13 protein-coding genes are annotated in these 17,065 nt (G+C 69.2%); 11 read left to right on the top strand and 2 right to left on the bottom strand.

Features of this window, described 5'->3' with window-relative positions:
* Window positions 1–40: 40 nt before the first annotated feature.
* From HWX58_RS04895 to HWX58_RS04905, 3 genes are read left to right on the top strand one after another with little or no spacing between them, the layout of a single operon-like run.
* Window positions 41–1,525 (top strand): S1C family serine protease, encoded by a 1,485-nt coding sequence (locus tag HWX58_RS04895; protein WP_250646099.1) that lies wholly within the window; start codon window positions 41–43, stop codon window positions 1,523–1,525.
* Between the two features lie 49 nt (window positions 1,526–1,574).
* Window positions 1,575–2,822, top strand: coding sequence for a CDP-glycerol glycerophosphotransferase family protein (locus tag HWX58_RS04900; protein ID WP_175985899.1), 1,248 nt, complete (start codon window positions 1,575–1,577; stop codon window positions 2,820–2,822).
* Window positions 2,819–4,255: a CDP-glycerol glycerophosphotransferase family protein gene (locus HWX58_RS04905; protein WP_175985900.1), complete on the top strand. Its 1,437-nt coding sequence runs from the start codon at window positions 2,819–2,821 to the stop codon at window positions 4,253–4,255. Before HWX58_RS04900 ends, HWX58_RS04905 begins: the two co-directional genes overlap by 4 nt.
* 204 nt (window positions 4,256–4,459) lie before the next feature.
* On the opposite strand, the gene HWX58_RS04910 is transcribed toward HWX58_RS04905, so the two are convergent.
* Window positions 4,460–5,533, bottom strand: a complete 1,074-nt coding sequence (locus HWX58_RS04910; RefSeq protein WP_508619499.1) for a glycosyltransferase family 2 protein — start codon at window positions 5,531–5,533, stop codon at window positions 4,460–4,462.
* Window positions 5,534–5,582: 49 nt separating this feature from the next.
* Here HWX58_RS04910 and HWX58_RS04915 point away from each other — a divergent pair, with 49 nt between their 5' ends.
* The 6 genes from HWX58_RS04915 (at window position 5,583) to HWX58_RS04940 (ending at window position 11,530) form a co-directional block, all read left to right on the top strand.
* Complete coding sequence (locus HWX58_RS04915; RefSeq protein WP_175985901.1) at window positions 5,583–6,848, top strand: CDP-glycerol glycerophosphotransferase family protein; 1,266 nt, start codon at window positions 5,583–5,585, stop codon at window positions 6,846–6,848.
* Between the two features lie 46 nt (window positions 6,849–6,894).
* Complete coding sequence (locus HWX58_RS04920) at window positions 6,895–7,659, top strand: biotin--[acetyl-CoA-carboxylase] ligase (RefSeq protein ID WP_175985902.1); 765 nt, start codon at window positions 6,895–6,897, stop codon at window positions 7,657–7,659.
* Window positions 7,660–7,737: 78 nt separating this feature from the next.
* Window positions 7,738–8,292 (top strand): PH domain-containing protein, encoded by a 555-nt coding sequence (locus HWX58_RS04925; RefSeq protein WP_175985903.1) that lies wholly within the window; start codon window positions 7,738–7,740, stop codon window positions 8,290–8,292.
* A 34-nt stretch (window positions 8,293–8,326) separates the two neighbouring features.
* Window positions 8,327–9,484, top strand: coding sequence for a 5-(carboxyamino)imidazole ribonucleotide synthase (locus HWX58_RS04930; RefSeq protein WP_175985904.1), 1,158 nt, complete (start codon window positions 8,327–8,329; stop codon window positions 9,482–9,484).
* 121 nt (window positions 9,485–9,605) lie between these two features.
* The gene (gene purE, locus HWX58_RS04935) at window positions 9,606–10,073 is read left to right on the top strand and encodes a 5-(carboxyamino)imidazole ribonucleotide mutase (RefSeq protein WP_175986147.1); all 468 of its coding nucleotides are present in this window, start codon (window positions 9,606–9,608) and stop codon (window positions 10,071–10,073) included.
* Window positions 10,070–11,530, top strand: coding sequence for an LCP family glycopolymer transferase (locus HWX58_RS04940; protein WP_250646101.1), 1,461 nt, complete (start codon window positions 10,070–10,072; stop codon window positions 11,528–11,530). The genes purE and HWX58_RS04940 overlap by 4 nt, the downstream gene beginning before the upstream one ends.
* Before the next feature lie 59 nt (window positions 11,531–11,589).
* On the opposite strand, the gene HWX58_RS04945 is transcribed toward HWX58_RS04940, so the two are convergent.
* Window positions 11,590–13,305, bottom strand: coding sequence for a DUF4012 domain-containing protein (locus HWX58_RS04945; RefSeq protein WP_175985905.1), 1,716 nt, complete (start codon window positions 13,303–13,305; stop codon window positions 11,590–11,592).
* Between the two features lie 67 nt (window positions 13,306–13,372).
* On the opposite strand from HWX58_RS04945, the gene HWX58_RS04950 reads away from it, so the two are divergent.
* Both HWX58_RS04950 and HWX58_RS04955 read left to right on the top strand, forming a co-directional pair.
* On the top strand, window positions 13,373–14,608 hold the full coding sequence (locus HWX58_RS04950) for a glycosyltransferase (protein WP_250646102.1): 1,236 nt from the start codon (window positions 13,373–13,375) through the stop codon (window positions 14,606–14,608).
* A complete protein-coding gene (locus tag HWX58_RS04955; protein ID WP_175985906.1) occupies window positions 14,545–17,016 on the top strand; it encodes a LasA N-terminal domain-containing protein in 2,472 nt (823 codons plus the stop codon). Before HWX58_RS04950 ends, HWX58_RS04955 begins: the two co-directional genes overlap by 64 nt.
* Window positions 17,017–17,065: the final 49 nt, after the last annotated feature.

A 17,065-nucleotide genomic window follows, 5' to 3' on the forward strand; every position in this document is an offset into this window, starting at 1 on the left:
CATCGGGCGGCAACCTGAGATGGTCGATGAAGGAGCAGACATGAACGACGACAACACCCCAGAAGAGACCTCGTCCCCCGACCAGACTCCGCAGACCCCGGGTGGCGGCGGATCCGGCCACGAGCTGCCGGCTGCGTTCACGTCGCACGCGGCGCCGGCGGGTCCGGTCCCGAACGACGGGCCGACCGCACCGATCGCGCACTTCACGGCACCCGTCGCGAACCCCGGGCACGGGGCCGCGTTCGGCGTCCCTGCGCAGAGCGCTCCCGGCGCCGACCACGCGGCAGCGGAGACGACGGCACCGGTGACCCCCACCCACACCAAGACCAAGGAGAAGAAGCCCGTCGGAGCAGGCAAGGTCGCAGCGCTCATCGTCGCGGCATCCCTCGTCGGAGGCGCAGCGGGGCTCGGCGGCGGCTACCTGGGCAGCACGCTCTGGGCGCAGCCGACCGGCTCGACCGCGAGCGGCCCGTCCACCATCACGGTCAACAACCCCGGCTCCGTCAACGAGACCACCGCGATCGCGACCGAGGTCCTGCCCTCGGTCGTCACGATCGAGGCCACCGGCTCGAGCGGGTCCGGCAGCGGCTCGGGCGTCGTGCTCAGCGACGACGGCTACGTGCTGACCAACACGCACGTCGTGACCCTCGGCGGCGCCGAGGCGAACGCGACGATTCGCGTCACGGCATCCGACGGGCGCATCTACGACGCCGAGGTCGTCGGCACCGACCCGATCTACGACCTCGCGGTGATCAAACTGAAGGGCGCATCGGGCCTCACCCCGATCGAGTTCGCGGACTCGTCCGACCTCAACGTCGGCGACACCGCCGTCGCGATCGGCGCACCGCTGGGGCTGTCGAACTCGGTGACCACGGGAATCGTGAGCGCGCTGAACCGCAGCATCCAGATCGCCTCGTCCGCCGTGCCCGATTCGGCCCAGGACTCGCAGGAGGACCAGGGCGATCAGGGCGGCAGCCCGTTCCAGTTCGACCTTCCCGGCACGCAGCAGCAGAGCCCGAACTCGTCCATCTCGATCTCGGTGATCCAGACGGATGCCGCGATCAACCCCGGCAACTCCGGCGGCGCACTGGTGGACAGCGAGGGAAAGCTCATCGGCATCAACGTCGCGATCGCGACCGCCGGCAGCTCCGAGGAGTCCGGCTCGATCGGCGTCGGATTCTCGATCCCGTCGAACATCGCCAAGCGCGTGTCCGACGAGATCATCGAGAACGGATCGGCGACCCACGGTCTGCTCGGCGCGACCGTGCGGGACGCGTCCTCCGCGCAGGATGCCGACGTCGCCGGCGCTGTGATCGTCGAGCCCACGTCCGGCGGTCCCGCGGCGCAGGCCGGGCTGAAGGCGGGCGACATCGTCACCGGGTTCAACGGTCTCCCGATCACCGGCGCGACAGACCTCACCGCTCAGGTCAGGGCCGCGGCTGCGGGCAGCGAGGCGACGATCACGTACATCCGCGGAGGCAAGGAGTACGAGGCCACGGTAACCCTCGGGGAGCTCGATCTCTGAGCCCCCTCGGCTCACAGCGAAGGACGCCACCCCGCGATAGGCTCGCGGGGTGGCGTCCTTCTCCTTCGGCTCGGGCAATGCGGCAGGGCTCCTGCGCATCCCGCTGTATGCCGTAGGGCGCATGGGAACGATGCTCGTCCCGCGTGGAACCCGATGGGTGTTCGGATGCGGGACCGGCATCGGCGACGGTGCGCTGGCGCTGTGGCGGCTGGCGACATCCGAAGGCCGCACGGCTGTGTGGCTCACCTCCTCGGAGCGCGAACGCGCCGACGCCGCAGCTCTGGGGATCCCGACCATCCCGAAAACGTCGCCGCGCGGCTGGTGGGCGACGGCCAGAGCGGGAGTGGTGGTCGTGACCCACGGTCAGGGCGACGTCAACCGCTACGCGACATCCGGTGCCTTCCTCGTGCAACTCTGGCACGGCATCCCGCTCAAGCGCATCGGCCTGGACTCACCGGCGACCGTGACCGTGCCCGACGTCCCGGGGGCCGCGGTGCTGAGGAGAGTCATCGCTCTCCTCTATCGGAGCGCTGCCCAGCGCATCCGCCTCATGCCCGCAGCATCCGATCGATCGCGCGGGCGGCTGGAGTCCGCCTTCGCGCTCGGCGGGGGCCGCGTCGTCGTCACGGGCGAGCCGCGCGTCGACGTGCTCTCGGCCGGTGCGCCGGAGGAGAGCCGCCGCACGGCGCGGGCGCTGCTCGAGGATGCGTCCGGTCCGCTGCCGTCCGGATCGAGGACGTTGCTGTACGCGCCGACCTGGCGCGATGGCTCAGACGACCCCGCGGTGCCGTCTGCCGCGGACTGGGTGCGGCTCATCGCGCTGCTCGAACGCGAGGACGCCGTGCTGTTCGTGCGATCGCATCCGCTCGGAGCGGGCGAGTATCGGCCTCCGCTGCCGACCAGGCGCGTGCGGATGCTCGGATCGGACGTGCTCGCCGATGTCACCCCCGCGCTGCCGGGGATCGACGCGCTGATCACCGACTACTCGTCGATGGCCTACGACGTGGGGCTCATCGGGATGCCGGTGCTCTTCCTGGCCCCCGACGCCGAGGATTACGCGCGCACACGCGGGTTCTACGGCAGCTACGAGGAGGTGGCAGGAGACGGTGCGGCGAAGGACTGGCACGTCCTCACCGCTCGGATCGAGCAGCTGCTGACCGACGAGGGCGTCTTCGCGGCGCACGCCGATCGATCACGGACCCTGAGCGCGCAGATGCACGCGTTCCGCGACGGCGGGAGCACACGGCGCGTCTACGACGCCATCCGTGCCCGCACAGCCTCGAGAGGAGCACGATGACGACCGCCCGTATCGATGAGGAAGCCGAGCGCCTCATCATCACCGGCACCGGGGCCAGGCCGGCGTCCGCGGCGCTCGCCGGCTCCCGCGCCCGCGTCGATGCCACGATCACCGGCGGCGGCAAGACCTGGAAGGCCGCGTTCGACCTGAGGGCCTCGCGCTGGGGCGGCCCGTCGCTGCCGCTGCCGTCGGGTGAATACCGCCTCGAGAGCGACGGCGCCGATCTGTCCGGCATCGAGGAGCAGACGCGGCTGCTGCCCGGTATGCGCATCACGATCCGCGGATCGCAGGTCGATCTCGCACCACCGATCGACCCGGTCCATGAGACGCCTGAGGGCAGGGCTGCCCTCGAAGCGGGCTATGCCGCGCAGCAGGGCGGCGATGAGGACGCCGTGTTCTTCGAGAGCTTCTACGGGCAGAGCGCCGGTTGCAACCCCCGAGCCATTGACGCCGAGATCGCCCGACGCTCCCCGGGTACGACCCGCTACTGGAGCGTCGTCGACCTTTCCGTCCCCGTGCCGGACGGCTCGATCGCCGTGGTCGAGGGCAGCCCGGAGTGGTGGCGCGCTCGCGGAGCGGCGCGGCTGCTCGTGGTCAACGACTGGCTGCGCCGCAGGTTCGTCCGCAAGACCGGGCAGAAGGTGCTGCAGACCTGGCACGGCACGCCGCTCAAGCGTCTGGCGCTGCACCGACCGGGCTTCGACCCGCGGCGCATGGCCGCGGTCGTCAAGGAGTCGCGCCGCTGGGATGTGCTGCTCGCGCAGAACCTGTACGCCGAACGCATTCTCCGGAAGGCATATGCATTCTTCGGCAAGCCGGTGTGGACCGACGGGTATCCGCGCAATGACGTGCTCGTGACCGGGGACCCGGCGGCGGCACGCGCCGAGCTCGGCATCGGTCCGCAGGAGCGCGTGCTCCTGTATGCGCCGACCTGGCGGGATGACCGCTCCGAGATCGTCGATTTCGTCGATCCCGAGCTCCTCGCGGAGCAGACCGACGCGGTCGTTCTCGTGCGCGGACATTCGAGGACACTGCGTCCGGGCCGGGACAAGGCCGGCGCCCGGGTGATCGACGTCACGGGATTCTCCGACACGGCCCTTCTCCTGCTCGTCGCCGACGCGCTCATCACCGATTATTCGTCGGTGATGTTCGACTACAGCGTCACGGGCAAGCCGATGTTCTTCCTCGTGCCGGACCTCGAGCACTACCGCGGTCAGCTCAGGGGCTTCTACTTCGATCTCGCCGAGCGCGCGCCAGGGCCGCTCGTCACGTCGCAGGATGAGCTCGTCGCGGCTGTCCTCGACGAGGGCGTTCCCGCACGCTTCGCCGATCGCTACGCGGCGTGGCGGCGTCAGTTCAACGGGCTCGACGACGGTCGCGCCGCGGAGCGCGTCGTCTCCCGCATTCTCGACCTGGGCTACCTGAAGGCCTGATCAGCGGGAGGGAGACGCACTGAGCCGGTCGCGCTGAGCGGGTGCGGATCTGGCAGCAGGCGCACCTGGTCGCTCACCCTTCGACAGGCTCGGGGATCGCTGGACGCGGAGCCGGTCGCTGAGCGCGGCGAAGCGTCCGGTGGGTCCGCTCACCCTTCGACAGGCTCAGGGTTCGCTCCCGGTTCAGCCAGCCGGGAACCCTGGCTACGGCAGCGGGGTGTTCCGCGTACCCAGGCGCGAAGCATCCACCGTGTCGCGCGCACCGCGCAGCACGCCGGCTATGAACCCGAATCCCCACGACAGGTGCATGGTCGGCAGCACCGCGAGGGTCCAGAGCCGTTCGCGGAACGTGCGCCCGCCGCCCGGCTTCAGCGCCATGACCGCGACGAGGAGGACGTAAGCGACCAGGGGCAGATATACGACGGACGCCAGGATCGAGGCGAGACCCGCGAGCACGCCGGTGAGTTGCAGGATGCCGACGACCAGAGCGAGGGCCGTGATCAGCACGAGCGCAGGCGGTGCGAAGAACCGCAGCCCGTTGCGGCGGCCGTAACGGCGCACCAGTTCGCCGCGCCACGCGCCGGTCGCGCGGAACTGCCTGGCCAGACGCCACCAGCTCTCGCGCGGCCAGTAGGTCACCGAGAGCTTCGGATCCAGCCACACCCGGTGGCCCGCGCGACGGATGCGGAGATTGAACTCCCAGTCCTCGCCGCGGCGCACGGTCTCGTCGAACAGACCGACTTCGTCCAGGACGGACCGCCGCATGACGCCGAGATAGGCCGACTCGGCCTCGCCCTCATGCGTCGTGCCGTGATACGCGCCGCCGCCGAGCCCGACAGGGGAGTTGTAGGCGCGGGCGACGGCCTTCTGGAACGGCGTGCGGCCGTCGGCGCTCATGACGCCGCCGACGTTGGCCGCACCGGTGCGCTCGAGCGTCGCGAGCGCGCGCTGGGCGTAGCCGGGGGCGAGTTCGGAATGCGCGTCGACACGAACGATCGTCGGGTACCTGCTCGCCCTGATCGCGGCGTTCAGACCGACGGGGATGTGCGCGGCAGGATTGTCGACCAGGCGGATGCGGTCGTCGCCCGCCGCCAGACGCTGCGCGAGCTCCGTCGTGCCGTCCGTCGACGGACCGAGCGCGAGCACGAGCTCGCTGGGACCGCTGAGCTCCTGATCGAGCACGGAGGCCACCGCGTGCTCGAGGTACTTCCGTTCATTGAGCACGGGCATGATGAACGACACCCCTGCTGCAGGTGTTGTCGAATCGTGCTCTTCCACCCGTCGATCATGTCATGGAGCGCGCAGGCGCCATGCGTACTCTTGAGAGGTGAGCGATGTGAAGAAGGCCTACCGGCTGCTGCGCAAGGCGCTGCGCTCCCGCAAGGCGGTCCAACGCGTACGCCGGCGTCTTCAGGCGCACCCCGAGAACCACTACAAGGTCGCCGCCTACTTCGCCGACGGCGCCGTGAACATGTACCAGATGCGCCAGTGGTACCGCCCCCTCGCCGAACTGCAGAAGCTCTGGCCGGTCGTGGTGCTCGCCCGCAATGCGGGCGGCGCCGAGAAGCTCCTCGACGAGGACGCGCCGCCGGTCGCCTTCGTGCCCACGGTGCGCGACCTCGAGCGGTTCATCGCGCAGCAGGACATCCGCATCGTGCTGTACGTGAACCAGAACACCCGCAACTTCCAGATGTTCCGCTACGGCCGGCGCTGGCACGTGTTCATCAATCACGGCGAGTCCGACAAGATGTACATGACCACGAACCAGTACAAGGCGTACGACTACGCGTTCGTGGCAGGTCAGGCGGCGCGGGATCGACTCAGCCGCACGCTGTGGGACTACGACGTGGATGCCAGGACGCTCGAGATCGGTCGGCCCCAGGCCGACCACTACTCCGGTTCGCTGCCCTACACGCCCGACGACCGGACGGTCGTGCTCTACGCGCCCACCTGGGAGGGTGATCGTCCGAGCGCCCACTACGGCTCGATCGCCACGCACGGCGAGACCCTCGTCGCGGGCCTCCTCGCCACTGGCCGGCACCGCGTCATCTACCGGCCGCACCCGCGAAGCGGCGTGCTCGACCCCGAGTACGGCGCAGCGCACCGGCGCATCCTCGCCGCGATCGCCGAGGCGAACGCCGCCGACGCCACCGCGCACCACGTCCACGACGATGGCCCGGAGCTCGGCTGGCAGCTGGTGGCGGCGGACGTCGCGATCGTCGACATCTCGGCGATGGTCTACGACCGTCTCGCCGCGGGCAAGCCGCTGATGATCACGCGCCCCGTCGACGAGCGCGCGTCGATCGACATCGGCGGATACCTCTCGGACTGCGAGTGGCTGACGACGGATGGCGCAGTGGGCATCGTCACGGAGGTCGATCGCGTCCGCGCCGACGAGGATGCCGTCGCGAGGCTGCGCATCTGGGTGCAGCACTACTTCGGCGACACCACGCCCGGCGTCGCCACGGCGAAGTTCCACGCGGCCGTCGAGCATCTGATGGGGCTGTGGGACGACTGGCGCGACCGCGAGATCGGCACGATCAGCCCCGACGAGGACGATGACGACGAAGAGGACAAGGAAGACGAGCTCTGACCCGCAGCCCCTGACGCCGTCCGCCGCCGGTTCGTAGACTGGCGGCATGGACTTCCCCCAGGCGACGGCAGCGGCATCCCGGTTCGAGTTCCTCGCCGAGTCGGCGTCGACGAACGCTGCGCTTCGCGTGCTCTCGGCGGATGCCGAGGCCTGGCCCCACCTGTCGGTCCTCGTCACCGACAACCAGACGGCGGGGCGGGGACGCCTCGACCGTTCCTGGGACGCGCCGGCGGGCACCGCGCTCGCCGTGTCCGTCCTCCTGCGAAGCCTGCCGAGCGACCCGGAGGCGACCGGGTGGATCCCCCTGGTCGCAGGACTCGCGATGGCGGATGCCGTGACGGTGCAGCTGGTCGATCACGAGGTCGGCGTCAAATGGCCCAATGACGTGCTCGTGGACGGGCGCAAGATCTGCGGCATCCTGGCGGAGTCCACCGGCTCCGCGATCGTGTTGGGAGCGGGTGTGAACACCGCGATGACCGCGGCGCAGCTCCCGGTGCCGACGGCGACCTCGTTCGCGGCGCTCGGGGCCGTGGCGGATCATGACCGGTTGGTCTCGGACTACCTCCGGCGGCTGAGCGGCCTGCTGGAGGCCCTGGCGACATGGGGCGACGCCGACCGCAGCGGCGTGCGCGACGCGGTGTCCGCGCGCTGCGCGACCCTCGGCCGCGACGTCGACGTGTCGCTGCCCGGCGGCGGCGCGCTGCACGGGACCGCGATCCGGCTCGCGGACGACGGGCGGCTGGTCGTCGAGGTCGACGGTGCGGAGCACCTCATCGCCGCCGGCGACGTCGTCCACGCCCGACTCGCCTGATCGTCCGGGCCCACCGGGCCAGGGCGGACACGCCGTCACACAGCGGGTGTTGTCCGCGGTGACGGGCACAATGGAGCCATGACCCAACCCGTGACGCTCAGCGGCCGGCCGATGATGCCGCCGCCAGGGGCACCTGCCGAGGAGCTGCTCATCGCGCGCTTCCGCGGCGGGGCGCGCGGGCTGTTCTGGTCGGCGCTGCTCCTGATCGCCGTGTGCGGGGCCACGGCCTTCTTCTTCGACAACCTGCCGGACGGCTTCCAGAACTGGATGCTGCTCGCAGCTGCGGGCCTGCTCGTGCTGCTCGGGGTCGTCATCCCGTTCCTCGTGTGGTTCTCGCGCACATACACCGTCACGACGCGGCGCGTGATCGTCCGGCATGGGCTGGGAGCGCGCCAGCGCCGCGAGATGTCGCACGTGCGCGGCTACTCGATCGGGGTGCGCCGCGGCATCGGGCAGCGGATGTGGGGGGCCGGGACGATCACGCTCTCGAACGGTCTGGATGCGCCGCTGAGCCTGGTGAACATCCCGAACGTCACTCTTGTGCACGAGGCGCTGGCCGACCAGATCGAGGTCAACCAGATCCTGGCGCACCGCGACGCCCAGTCGATGGGCGACACCGACCCGGTGTCCTGACGCGCGAGGGCCTGACGCGCGAGCACTCCGCTCGATGCGGAAGAATGGCTCACGACGAACGGAGAACCACATGGTGTTGCGCATCGGCGTGATCGGCGGCGGTCAGCTGGCGAGGATGATGATCGCCCCGGCGGTGGAGCTCGGGATCGATCTGCGTGTCCTCGCCGAGGCGGAGGGCATGTCCGCGCAGCTGGCCGCGACCGCGGTGGGCGACTACCGCGACCTGGACACGGTGCGGGCCTTCGCGCAGGACGTCGACGTCATCACGTTCGACCACGAGCACGTCCCGCAGGAGGTGCTGCGCGCTCTCGTGTCGGAAGGCGTCGCCGTGCACCCGGGGCCCGATGCGCTCCGCTTCGCGCAGGACAAGCTCGAGATGCGCGAGCGCCTCGCGGAGCTCGGCGTGCCGCAGCCGGACTGGGCGCGGGTGACCGACGCCTCCGAGCTTCAGGCATTCCTCGACGACCACGGCGGGCGCGGTGTGGTGAAGACCCCGCGCGGCGGGTATGACGGCAAGGGCGTGCGCGTGGTCGGTGCGGCGGCTGAGGCGTCGGACTGGTTCGAGCGGGCGGGCGACGAAGCACTCCTCGTCGAGGAGCTCGTCGCGTTCCGCCGCGAGCTCGCTCAGCAGATCGCGCGCAGGCCGAGCGGGCAGATGGTCCCCTACCCGGTCGTGGAGACCGTGCAACGCGACGGCGTGTGCGCAGAGGTGTTCGCGCCGGCTCCCGGCGCGGGGGAACGCCTTGTCCAGGTGGCCGAAGGCATCGGACGCCGGATCGCCGAGGGACTCGGCGTGACGGGCATGCTGGCCGTCGAGCTGTTCGAGACGGATGACGAGCGGATCCTCGTGAACGAGCTCGCCATGCGCCCGCACAACAGCGGTCACTGGAGCCAGGACGGCGCCGTGACGGGGCAGTTCGAGCAGCACCTGCGTGCGGTCGCCGACCTGCCGCTCGGAGATGCATCGCCGAGCGCGGCCTGGGCGACGATGGTGAACATCCTCGGCGGCCCGCTCGACGGCACGTTCGAGAGCCGGTTCGATGCAGCGATGTCCGAGCATCCGGACGCGAAGATCCACATCTACGGCAAGGACGCGCGCCCCGGCCGCAAGGTCGGACACATCAACGTCTCCGGCGACGATCTCGACGACATCGTCTACACGGCGCGTGCGGTCGCCGCGCACTTCGACTGAATCCGCTGAGAACACGGGCGCAAAGCTCGTGCCGTTCAGCAGAACTCCGGCGAGCGGAAAGTAGCCTGGGGGAGTGACTGAGCCACTGCACTCCTCCAGCGCGCCCGTCGTCGGCGTCGTGATGGGTTCCGACTCCGACTGGCGCGTGATGAGCGACGCCTCCCAGGCGCTCACCGACTTCGGCATTCCGCACGAGGTCGAGGTGGTGTCCGCGCACCGGACCCCGGACAAGCTCATGTCCTACGCGCGCGAGGCGCGTGCCCGCGGCATCCGCGTGATCATCGCCGGGGCAGGCGGCGCCGCGCACCTGCCGGGCATGCTGGCGTCGATGACGCCTCTTCCGGTGATCGGCGTGCCCGTGCCGCTGGCCTATCTCGACGGCATGGACTCCCTGCTCTCGATCGTGCAGATGCCCGCCGGCATCCCGGTCGCCACGGTGTCGATCGGCGGTGCGCGCAACGCGGGACTGCTCGCCGCGCGCATCCTCGGCGTCTCGGATGCCGCGATCGCGGATCGGCTCGAGGAATTCGCGCGCGGTCTCGAGAGCCAGGTGGCGGAGAAGAACGAGCGGCTGAAGGGCTCCCTGTGACCCTTGCCGCACCACGTGCGACGCAGGGCACGGGTCGGCGCCTGATCGAGCCGCGTCCGCTGCGCAACCCCGACGTCTCCGACGAATCGTTCATGGGGCGCCGCGGCTGGTGGCTGGTGGCGATGAACGTGCTGGTGCCCGGATCTGCGCAGATCCTCGCCGGTCGCAATCGCAAGCTCGGCCGCTTCGGGCTCGGTGCGACGCTCATCGGCTGGGTGCTCGTCCTCGTGGCTGCCGGGATCGCGCTGTTCGCACAGTCGGCCCTCGTGTGGCTGGTGAGTGGTCCGCTGTCCTGGGGCGTGCTGACGCTCGTGCAGGTGCTGCTGATCGGGTACTTCGTGCTGTGGCTGGTGCTCACGATCGACACCTTGCGTCTGGTGCGCCTGGTGAAGGTGCCCACGGTGTCGCGGTGGGCGATCCCGATCGCGTCGCTGCTCGTGCTGACCCTCGTGGGCGGTGGGGCGCTCTACGCCGCCAGCGCCGCAGCGTCCGGTCGTGGTGCTCTCGGCGACATCTTCGGCAGCAGCGGTCCGAGCGTCGACCCCAGTGACGGGTACTACAACATCCTGCTCCTCGGTGCCGACAGCGGAGACGGGCGCGACTCCATGCGTTTCGACAGCATCTCCGTGGCATCCATCAACGCCACGACCGGTGCGGTGACGCTCTTCGGTATCCCGCGCGAGCTGCCGAACGCCCCCTTCAGCGACGGCAGCCCGATGCAGCAGCTCTACCCGGACGGCTTCCAGGGCCAGTCGTCGGCGACGTGCGGCTGGAACGGCTGGATGAACCACATCCGTTACGCCGCCGAGGTGTGTCGCGAGGACGAGGGCCAGGCCCTGTATCCGGATGCCGCGAACCACGGCTCCGCGCCCGGTATCGAGGCGACGAAGGATGCCGCAGAGGGGATCCTCGGCATCGAGATCCCGTATTACGTGTTCATCGACATGCACGGCTTCGCCGACATGATCGATGCGCTCGGCGGCGTCGACATCAACGTCACCGAGCGGCTCCCCAAGGGCGGTCCGCCCGAGGGCTGGACCGGCACCGACGCCGACGAGTGGGCGATCGGCTGGATCGAGGTCGGCCAGCAGCACATGGACGGCGACACCGCTCAGTGGTATGCGCGTTCGCGGTACACCACCAGCGACTGGGACCGCATGCAGCGTCAGCGCGAGCTGCAGATCGCGATGCTCGAGCAGTTCACCCCGCAGAACGTGCTCGCACGGTTCAACGAGATCGCCGCTGCCGGTACGGTTCTCATCGACACCGACCTTCCCAAGGACAAGCTGCCGGAGTTCTTCGACCTGATGATGAAGGCCAAGGAGCAGCCCGTCACGACGATCGAGCTGACCCCCGACAACGGCGTCGACGAGTTCGAGCCGGACTACGCGCACATCCGCGAGCTCGCGCACGAGACCATGCATCCGCCGACGGAGACGCCCGCACCGACGCCGTAGACGCGCCGCCACCTGGGCCCGCAAGCCCGGTCCCTGAGCCTGTCGAAGGGGTAGGGCGTTCACCCGCAGTCGATGTCCGCGCGCAGGATCTCGGGATCCTCGAGCATCGGGGTGTGATGCAGACGCGTCAGGGGATCGCCCGAACCGGCCCCGGTGAACGTCGCCGTCACGGTGCCGGACTCTCCGGGCGCGAGTGCGATCTCCTGCTGGACGACGGGTCGCCCGTCGAGCGTCGTCGTGAGCTCACCCCGCGCGGAGGCGCCCTGCGGCCCGTAGATCGCGATCAGGGTGCGCAGGTCACCCGGCGCGCCGCCTTCGGGGGCGACGGCGGATGCCGCGACCTCTTCCGGGACGGCACTGGTCCATGTCACCCGGATCTGCGTCGCCGGCATGCCGTCGCACACGCCGAAGGCGGTGGTGATGGTCGCGGCGGCGTAGGCATCGAGGGGAGCTCCGGTGCGGTCGTTGAGCAGCACGCCGACATGGACGTCGTGATCGTCGTCATGGGGGAGCGTGCCTCCGAGGGAGGATGCCGCGAACAGCTCCTGCTCCTCCTCATGCGCGCTCCAGATGCGGATGCGGTCGTCGCGTGCGGCGTCGCTGAGTGCGGCGAGCAGCGACGACGGCTCCTCGCTGGACAGGGCGGCGCCGAGCACGGCCTGAGCGGCCCGGGAGAAGGCGATGTCCTGCGCCGCCGGGTCCGGGATCGCCTGCGGCATGTCGTTCGTCAGAACAGTCATGATGGAGTCCGATGTCGCGGTGAACGCGTCGAACTGCACGGCGTCGGTCGCGGTGAGCACATGGCGCATCGTGTCGATGTCCACGGCGATGACTCCGTCGACCGCTGTGCCGAACTGCGATTGCCAGCGCTGTGCGATCAAGGATCCGGCCGCGGCGAAATCCGGCACGCTCGTCATGTCGCGGGGTATGCGCCCCGGGCCGTCGCCGTACAGAGCGAGCACTGCGTCGTCGAGTTCGAGGGGCTCCGTCAGCGCCGGAACGTCGAGGCCGGATGCTGCGCGCACGACGCTGATCGTGCCGTCGGCGGCGCTGACCTGGATGAACGCGGCGGCAGCACCCCCGTGCGAACGCAGTTCGGCGTTGTTCTGCACGGCGATGACGTATGTTCTCGGTTCAGAGGATCCGAGCATCCCGGGCAGCAGTACGGCTGCACCGCGCAACGCGCCGACGGTGGATGCTGCGTCTTCGAGGACTGCGCGGGTCTCGCGCACGGCATCGGCGATCGGGGGCAAGGCGCCGTCCGCGTCGATGAGGCGCGCCCTGGCCTCGGCGCCGGCGAGCGCTGAGGCGGGGCGATCGAGGGACTCTGCCAGGCCGGAGAGCGCCGTCACGTCGACCCGGCTTCCGCTCAGGCCGACGGTCGCGAGGTCGGTGTCGGGGGCGAGTGCGACCGTCGGCCGGACGGCGGTGTCGGCGACGTTCGCGGTGATCTCGGCGATCTCGCGGATCGCGGTGAAGCTCTGGCCGAGCCAGGGGATGAATTCGAACCCGCGCCAGACGGGGTCGGAACTGAGCTCGCCGGCGAGCTCGGCGTGCTGCGCGATGCGAGGGGCGATCCGTTCGGCGCGGTCGAACGCGCGCTCGTCGAGGGCCCGGTGGAGCTGGGTGACGGAGTTGCGCACGTTCTGCAGTTCGGTGACGGCGCCGACTCCGCGGATGACCACCCAGCCGATCGCGACGAGCAAGAGGGTGACGAGGGTGGCCACGATCCACCCCGTCACGCGCCGTCGTGCTGGCATCCGCCCGTCGCTCATGAGTGCATTCAAGCACGGCACGGCGTGCGGCGCGGGGTTTCGGGTTCGGCGCGCATACGCTGTCGATATGGGTGCTGAACTGCGCGTCGTCCTCGATCAGATCGCGAGTGTCGTCGACGCCGATGAGGCCCGCGCGGCGCGGGATCTCGTCGTCGGACTCATTGAGACGGCTCCCACCGATTGCACGGTCGAGGCGATCATCCCATCGGGTGCGTCGCTGGATATCGACGGCGTGGCTTCGGTGCGCCCGCTGGGTCTGCGGCGACGCGAGCTCGCCGCGGCCTGGCAACTCGGAATCGTGCCGGGCGTCGGCGGCGGGCTGATCCATGCGCCCTCGCTGATGGCTCCGCTCGTCAAGCACGATCGGGTGCACGATCACGACCAGACGGCCGTGACGATCTGGGACCTGACCGCGTGGGAGGCGCCGAGCACACTGCCGAGGTCGACGGTCGCGTGGCAGCGCGGAATGCTGCGTCGGGCGGTGAAGCACGCGGATGCCGTGGTCGTTCCGACGCACGCGATGGCCGAGCGGATCGGGGAGATCGCGAAGCTCGGAGACCGTGTGCGCGTGATCGCGGGTGCGCCGCCGACCGGGTTCGCGATTCCGGCGGATGCCGCGTCGCGGCGTGAATCGTTGTCGTTGCCGCTGCGCTATGTGCTTCTGTCGGGCTCGGCCGAGGAGCTCGAGCACGGTTTCCGGGCGGCCGCCGCAGCTGATGTCGACGCCGTTGTGTTGGATGCCGCCGAGGGGTCGGAGCCGGGGCTTGCGGATGCCGCAGCGGCGGCCGGACTGCCGGAACGCAGAGCCCACGTGCGCGGCACGCTGCCGGATGAGGATCGTGCAGCCGTGCTGGGCGGGGCCTCGGCGTTCGTGGCGACGAGCATGCGTTCGGCGTGGCCTTGGCGGGCGATGGAGGCCCTGGCGCTCCGTGTTCCTGTGGTCGCAGCCGACAGCGGGGTGCACCGCGACGCGATCGCCGAGGGGTGCGCTCGTCGCGCCGCAGGAGATTCCCGACGCCCTGGCGGATGCCGTCGGGGCGGGGGAGCTGCGGCTGCGAGGGCTCGCCGGAGACAGGGCGAAGGCGTTCTCGTGGGCGAGTTCGGCAGAGCGCGTGTGGGCGCTGCACGCCGAGCTCTGAGACCTGCACGTTGGCTGGTAATGCGGCCGACACGCCGTGCTGTTCTGACGCTTCTTGAGTCCCAGTGGCATCATCGCGCAACTTCCGTCACACTAGTCACATGTCTCCTCGTGCCGCGCGCCCCCGAAACGCGCTCCACCTGCCTCGGTTCCTGGCCGTCTTAGTCGCATCGATCGCGGTCGTGATCGGGACGGTGACGCCGATCGAGGCGGCGACGGCTACCGCAGCGAGCTCAACATCGGGGTCGACGGCGAGCCTCGCGCGCTCGATGACCGACCTGACGCAGACCGGACTCGTGAAGACGTCATTGGCCGGGTTCAACGCCGGCAACATCATCAGCGACGCCGTGTTCACGAATTCGGGCACGATGACAGAGGCGAGTATCCAGTCGTTCCTGAACTCGAAGGTCTCCAAGTGCGTCGTCGGCAAAGACGAAGACGGACTGCCGTTCGTCTGTCTCAAGGATCTGAGAACGGCGACGCAGTCCAAGGCCGCTGACGCATACTGCAAGGCTTATTCGGGTGCCTCAAGCGAGTCGGCCGCGCGCATCCTGTACAAGGTCGCGCAAGCATGCGGGATCAACCCCCAGGTTCTGATCGTCATGCTCCAGAAGGAGCAGGGCCTGGTCACCCACATCTGGCCGAGCAACTGGCGCTACAACAAGGCGATGGGGCAGGCATGCCCCGACACTGCGCCGTGCGACACGGCGTTCGCGGGCTTCTTCACCCAGGTCTACGGCGCCGCTCGCCAGATGCAGATCTACATGGAGGGCCGATACTTCCAGTGGTACAAGGCCGGTAAGACCTGGCAGGTGCAGTATCACCCGAACAAGGCGTGCGGCACTGCGCCGGTGTACATCGCGAACAAGGCCACCGAGGCGCTGTACTACTACACACCGTATCAGCCGAACGCTGCAGCGCTGCGTGCGGACTACGGAGCGGGTGACGGATGCTCGAGCTACGGCAACCGCAACTTCTACAACTACTTCACCGACTGGTTCGGGTCGACACAGGCGACGGTGGCACCGCGCACAGCGCTTGACGAGATGACCGCGATTCCGGGCGGCGTGCGAGTCCGTGGTTGGGCATTCGTGCCCGGAGCGGCGGACATCACAGTAAAGATTCACGTCACTGCAGGCGGCATCTGGAAGCAGACGGTCCTGGCCGATCAGAGCCGCCCCGATGTGGCGACCGTCTATGGCCTCTCCGACAAAACGACCGGATACTCCGCCGATGTCACGCTGCCCTCGGGAAGTACGAGAGTCTGTCTTCGAGCCGAGAATCCGCGTGATGGCTCTCAACGGGAGATCGGCTGCAAGTGGCTGAATATCCCAGACGCGGGCGTCGTCGGCAGCCTTGACGCCATCCGCCTTGCCCCTGGCGGGACGTTCGTCGCTGGCTGGGCGACGGACGGCGACAGCACCAGCCCCGTCAAGATTCAGGTGCTCGTCGACGACAAGTGGTCGCGGACCCTGCTCGCGAACAAGCCGAGGGCGGATCTCGGGGCGAGTCGAGGTTTCGAATCAGTCATCTCGCTGCAACCCGGCACGCGAAAGGTATGCCTCGTCGCGGAGAACGTCGGGCGAGGCTCGTCTCTCAGTTTTCCGTGCACGTGGCTGAACATCCCATCGGGCGATGTTCTCGGCAGCGTGGCGTCGTGGAACGCAGTGCCACAGGGTATCCAGGTGTCGGGATGGCTGCTCGATCCTGATACGACCGCGCCCGTGCGTGTCCAGGTATTGGTCAACAACAAGTGGTCCCGTACGATCGTCGCCGATGCATACAGCGAGGCCGGGATGGCGCAATACCCACAATACGGGACTGCGCACGGCCTGCAGCAGCGTATCCCGCTCAGCGCGGGCTGGAACAAGGTGTGTCTGATCGCCGACAACGTGGGGGGTGGCGCTCCTCGGGACCTCGGTTGTCGCACCACCACCGTGTATGCCGGCGACGCGTTCGGTTCGGTCGATGCAGTGACTGCGGTGGCGGGGGGCGCATCAGTCAAGGGCTGGGTGATCGACCCCGACACCTCTGACCCGGTCAAGGTGCAGGTACTTGTAGACAACAAGTGGTCGCGAACAGTCCTGGCTTCAGCGGCGTACAGCGGTCTTGCCAAGCGCTACCCGGCGTATGGCGATGCGCATGGAATCGACGTCGTGATTCCGTTGCAGTCTGGTACCCGCAAGATCTGCCTTGTCGCTGATGCGGTCGGGAGCGGGTCGGCACTCGACCTGGGCTGCAAATGGGTGGTTGTCAAGGGCAATGATCCGATCGGAGCGCTGGAATCGGTTGACGCGAGCGCAAACACGGTCCGACTGACCGGTTGGGCTTACGACTCGGACACGAATTCTGCGCTCAAGGTGCAGCTGCTGGTAGACAACGTCTGGCACAGCACTGTCATCGCTGCCGGGCCACGCGGAGACCTTGCCGTGACGCAGCCGCGAGCAACGTCGAGCGGGTTCGATCGAATCATCTCGCTGGCACCGGGACAGCACAAGATCTGCGCCATCGCAGAGAACGTCGGGAGCGGATCGAACACTCAGCTCGGGTGCGTGTGGCGGACGGCCGGCTGACCGGGGATCCTCGCTATTCGTCGGCAGCGATTCAAGAAGGATGAGCCCG

This window comes from Microbacterium tenebrionis (assembly GCF_903645325.1).
Lineage (GTDB): Bacteria > Actinomycetota > Actinomycetes > Actinomycetales > Microbacteriaceae > Microbacterium > Microbacterium tenebrionis.